Source organism: Parasphingorhabdus sp., assembly GCF_049667325.1.
In the GTDB taxonomy this organism is placed as follows: Bacteria; Pseudomonadota; Alphaproteobacteria; order Sphingomonadales; family Sphingomonadaceae; genus Parasphingorhabdus.
Genome location: NZ_JBATHY010000014.1, coordinates 1 through 4,844, shown reverse-complemented (window position 1 = coordinate 4,844; position 4,844 = coordinate 1). Strand labels below are relative to the sequence as shown.

Annotated in this window: 6 protein-coding genes; all 6 read right to left on the bottom strand. The window is 58.4% G+C overall.

The annotated features are described in order from the left end of the window. Positions 1-254 (bottom strand): caspase family protein (locus tag WBM93_RS00650; RefSeq protein WP_424427137.1); only part of this gene is annotated, 254 nt, incomplete at its 3' end. A 54-nt stretch (positions 255-308) separates the two neighbouring features. Beyond that, positions 309-1,106 carry a LysR family transcriptional regulator gene (locus tag WBM93_RS00645; protein ID WP_424427135.1) on the bottom strand — a complete coding sequence of 266 codons (798 nt, stop codon included), beginning with the start codon at positions 1,104-1,106 and terminating at the stop codon, positions 309-311. Continuing rightward, entirely contained in the window at positions 1,103-1,501 is a 399-nt protein-coding gene (apaG, locus tag WBM93_RS00640) for a Co2+/Mg2+ efflux protein ApaG (RefSeq protein ID WP_424427139.1), read from the bottom strand. The genes WBM93_RS00645 and apaG overlap by 4 nt, the downstream gene beginning before the upstream one ends. A gap of 15 nt (positions 1,502-1,516) precedes the next feature. After that, positions 1,517-2,725 (bottom strand): trans-sulfuration enzyme family protein, encoded by a 1,209-nt coding sequence (locus WBM93_RS00635; RefSeq protein ID WP_424427133.1) that lies wholly within the window; start codon positions 2,723-2,725, stop codon positions 1,517-1,519. Positions 2,726-2,752: 27 nt separating this feature from the next. After that, positions 2,753-3,733 (bottom strand): threonine dehydratase, encoded by a 981-nt coding sequence (locus WBM93_RS00630; RefSeq protein ID WP_424427131.1) that lies wholly within the window; start codon positions 3,731-3,733, stop codon positions 2,753-2,755. Continuing rightward, positions 3,730-4,776 carry a 3-isopropylmalate dehydrogenase gene (leuB, locus tag WBM93_RS00625; RefSeq protein WP_424427129.1) on the bottom strand — a complete coding sequence of 349 codons (1,047 nt, stop codon included), beginning with the start codon at positions 4,774-4,776 and terminating at the stop codon, positions 3,730-3,732. The genes WBM93_RS00630 and leuB overlap by 4 nt, the downstream gene beginning before the upstream one ends. Positions 4,777-4,844 lie beyond the last annotated feature (68 nt).

Here is a 4,844-nt window from a genome sequence, read left to right as displayed (position 1 = left end):
CCATCGGCCTGTTCGCGAAAACGACGCAATGTCTGGCGAAAATCGTCAACAGTCTGGTCCAGAGCGACGATGACTTCGTCAAAGCCTGCCTTTTTGGCGGCTTCAGCCACAAGATTTGCATCATTGTCGGCATTTTCCAGAGGACTGGTGTTTTGATATTCGGCATTGCCGATGATTAGAGCGACTTTTTTTGCCTCGATGCTGCTCCCCGCAAAGAAAAGCGCAGCGGTCAGAAAAAACAAAACTCTAATCATCAAAATCCCCTAATCCCGACCTATTCACTAGGCCGGAATGGGGGAGCGTGCAAGCTATGCTCCGGCCAAAGCCTCGACCAATGCTTTCACTTTCTGCTGCCGCCATTGCGGGAGCGGCGCCATCAGCCAGTAGCCGCGTGACGACACGCTGTCTTCGCCGATAAGCTCCACCCGGCCAGCCGCCAGATCGCGCTGGACCAGCATTTTGGGGACCCATGCATAGCCGAAACCGTTGGTCGCCGCTTCGATGGCAAGACCGCCATCGGCGACCCGCATCAATGTTTCCTCGCCTTCGGAAATCGGACAGCCGGGCCAGTCAATCTTGTTGCCGCCCTTGATACCCGGAGCAGCAACCTTCACGAATACGGTATCGCCGAGCATCTTGCCTTCATGCTGGCCCGGCCCGTCGCCAAGCCAGATTGCGACGTCCAGATTGGCTTCGGTAAAATCAATCTCATCATCCGCCGCGACCAATGCGAAACTGGTGTCCGGGTGGTTAGCGGAAAATGCGGACAGTCTTTCGTTCAGCCATTTCTGGGTAAAATCACGCGGCGCGGCAATCGTCAGCTTGTGCGAGGACTGGCCAGATTGCATCGCGCGCACCGCCTCTTCAAACTGCAGAAAGCCGGAACGCAACGCATCCAGTCCGGCCGATGCTTCATCGGTCAGTTCAAGGCCTTTCGGTGTGCGGCGGAACATCACCACTCCCAGCATGTCCTCCAGTGCCCGGATTTGTTGTCCGACCGCAGCGGGGGTTACTGCGAGTTCGTCAGCAGCTTTGGTAAAACTGAGGTGCCGCGCGGCGGCATCGAGCACGCGCAGCCCGTTCAATGGCAAATGGGTGCGCTTCATTGTTCAACCGTCGGTTCGGTTAAAAGAAAACGGGGAATACGGACCTCAAAGGCCGGCGGCGTGCTGCCGACCATGACAAAATGGCCTTCCATCGACCCACGGGGGGTATTGAGCGGACAACCCGAGACATAATCATGCGCCTTGCCCGGCTGGATGATCGGCTGTTCGCCCACCACTCCGTCGCCGTCGACCATTTGCAGACCACCGCGCTCGTCGTTGATGCGCCAGTGCCGGGTCAGCAATTGCACCGCCGTATCGCGATGATTCTCGATCCGGACATGATAGGCCCAGAACCAGCGCTTGCTGTCGATATCGGATTGTTCGGGCAGGAAGGTCACGGAAACGCGGACGGTGACCCCGTCGGTGGTTTCGGCAAACGGGAAGAATGATTCCATCAACATGTTATAGTGTCAAAGCCCGACCGACGAAAGGGCCTGATCCAGGTCTTTGATCAAATCGATCGGATCTTCGAGTCCGACATTGATCCGGAGCATGTCTTCGGTGATCCCGATCTCCAGTCTGGCGTCCTCCCCCAGCCCGTGATGGGTGGTCGATGACGGGTGGCACATCAGCGAACGGCTATCCCCGATATTGTTGGAAATATCGATCAGGTTCAACCCGTTGAGCAGGCCATGCGCGCGCTTGCGACCGCCGCCGACATAGAGCGAGAAGATCGGTCCGGCGGCTTCCATCTGGCTCATCGCCAGATTGTGCTGCGGATGGCTGGGCAGCCCCGGGTGCAGAATTTTCTCTACCCGCTGCTCGAGAAACTTGCCGACTTCGAGCGCATTATCGCTCTGCCGACGGATGCGCAGGTCGAGCGTCTCCAGGCCCTTGAGCACAACCCATGCGTTGAACGCGCTCAGAGTGGGTCCCGTGTTGCGAATAAATGCGAGCAATGTTTCCTCGACAAATTCCTCGGTGCCGCAGACCGCACCGGCCAGCACGCGACCCTGCCCGTCCATCATCTTGGTGGCGCTATAGGCGACGACGTCGGCGCCAAATTCCATTGGCCGCTGGAGCATGTTGGTAGCGAACGCATTGTCGACCACGCTGGTGATGCCTTTGGCTCGTGCGAGATCGCAGACGGTCCGGATATCAATCACATCCATGGTTGGATTGGCTGGCGTTTCGAAGAAAAATACTTTGGTCTTCGGCGTGATGGCCTGTTCCCAGTTTTCAATCTCGCGCCCGTCAACCACGGTCGTTTCAATGCCGAATTTGGGGAGCAGCGTGTCGGTCAGCCAGCGGCAGGATCCGAACAGGGCGCGGCTGGCCACGACATGGTCGCCCGCTTCCAGCTGGCAGAGCAAGGACGCCGTCATCGCGGCCATCCCGGATGCCGTGGCCCGGCAGGCTTCCGCGCCTTCCATCATGGCAATCCGTTCTTCCAGCATCTGCACCGTCGGGTTTTGCAGACGGCTGTAGGTCATGCCGTCCTGCTCACCGGCGAAGCGCGCAGCGGCATCCTCGGCGCACTCGTAACTATAGCCTGATGTCAGGAACAAAGCTTCGGAGGTCTCGCCAAATTCGCTGCGCATCGTACCGCTACGGATCGCCTGGGTGGCAGGACGCCAATTTTTCGTGATCTCGCGGTTTTGGCCGGTATTTCGTTTCATTCCATCGCTTCCGATTCTGGTCTGGTTTTAGCTTAGCGGGGTTTGTCCTGCCAGAACAGCAGCAACCATCGACTGGTCAATGTTCCCGCCGGTCAATATTGCCGCAACCCGCTGGCCCTTAATCTGTGCATTCTCCGCAATCAATCCTGCAAGCGCCACTGCTCCCGCGCCTTCAGCGAGATTGTGGGTATCTTGCCAAATGATCCGGATCGCGTCGGCAATGGCGTCGTCGTCAACCATGACGATATGATCGACACCCTTGGAGTACATCTCGAAAGCTTCTGTGTCTGGGGTACGAACGGCGACCCCGTCGGCGAAAGTATTGGCCTTTCCGGCAGAGGCAATTTGTCCCGCTTCAAAGCCCAGTTTTGCCGCTGGCGCCCGATCGGAAACAACGCCGATCACCTTGGTTGCCAATCCCAGTGCATCGCGTGCGGCAATCGTCCCACAGACGCCTGATCCATTGCCAATCGGAACATAGACCGCGTCGAGCGCACCCGCCGCGTCAAACAGTTCAAGACCGTAGCTTGCCACACCCTGCACGATTGCCGGATGGAATGCCGAAACGAGTTTCAGGTTGCGCTCGGCGGCAAGTTGGCCGGCATATTCGGCCGCTTCATTATAGTCCTGACCATATTCGATGAGCTCGGCCCCGAACCCGCGCATCGCGGTGTTTTTTTCGAGCGAGTTCCCGCGAGGCACGACGATAACCGCCTGAAGGCCCCCATTCCGGGCGGCACGCGCTTGCGCCTGACCATGGTTGCCGCGGGTTGCCGTGACGATCCCGGATGCCTCCGGATGCTCGCGAACCAGCCAGTCCATATAGGTGATACCGCCGCGAACTTTAAACGCTCCGGTCGGCGTATGGTTTTCGTGCTTCAGCCAGATTTCTGCGCCGAACCTGTTCTGGAGCAACGGCCACGCATATTGCGGCGTTGGAGGCATTTCCTGATAGATGCGCGCGGCAGCGCTTCTCAGTTCTTCCCGAGAATATTGTGGCTCACTCATCTCAGCTGCGCGACAATCGCATCGCCGATCTCGCTGGTTGAAGCATCACCACCCAGATCATGACCGAGAACACCCTGTTCGAGCACGGCTGCAACCGCCGCTTCGATCCGGACCGCCTCGGCGTCCATGCCGAAACTGTGTCGCAACATCATCGCGGCAGACAATATCATCGCCGAGGGATTGGCAATCCCCTGCCCGGCGATATCCGGCGCGCTGCCGTGGATCGGTTCGTAAAGACCCTTGGGGCCTTCTCCCAGCGAAGCCGATGCGAGGAGGCCGATCGACCCGACGCACATGCTCGCCTGGTCGGAGAGTATGTCACCGAACAGATTTCCCGTAACAACCACGTCAAACTGACCGGGATTGCGCACCAGCTGCATCGCGGCATTGTCGACATACATGTGGCTGAGCTCGACATCGGGATATTCCGCGGAAACCTCGATCATCACGTCCCGCCACAATTGCGATGTTTCCAGCACATTGGCCTTGTCGACCGAACACAGGCGCTTGCCGCGCCCCAATGCGGTCTTGAAAGCGACATGGGCGATGCGCCGGACTTCGCTCTCGTTGTAGGACATGACGTCATAGCCCTCGCGCAGGCCGTCCGCGGTTTTGCGCATGCCCTTTTCGCCGAAATAGACATCGCCGTTCAGTTCGCGGACGATGACAATATCGATGGTGCGAGCGATTTCCGGCTTGAGTCCGGAAGCATCCTCCATCCCCGGAAACATTTTAGCGGGCCGCAGATTGGCGAAGGTCTGCATTTCCTTGCGCAGGCCGAGCACTGCTTGTTCCGGACGTAAATGGCGTTCCAGATTGTCGCACGATGGATCACCTACCGCTCCGAACAACACGGCATCGGCAGATTTTGCCAACGCAACCGTTTCGGACGGCAAGGGATGGCCATGATTGCGATAGGCGATCCCGCCGACATCGGCGTGGCTCAATTGCAAATCAGGAAAGTCCATAGCCTCCAACACGCGCAGCGCCTCGACCATGATTTCCTGACCAATGCCGTCGCCGGCAAGCACCGCAATATGCATGAGAGTTCCTTCTTGTAAGCGCCGCTTCCTGCCGAGAATCGCGCGTTTAGGCAACCATCCTTTTCAGG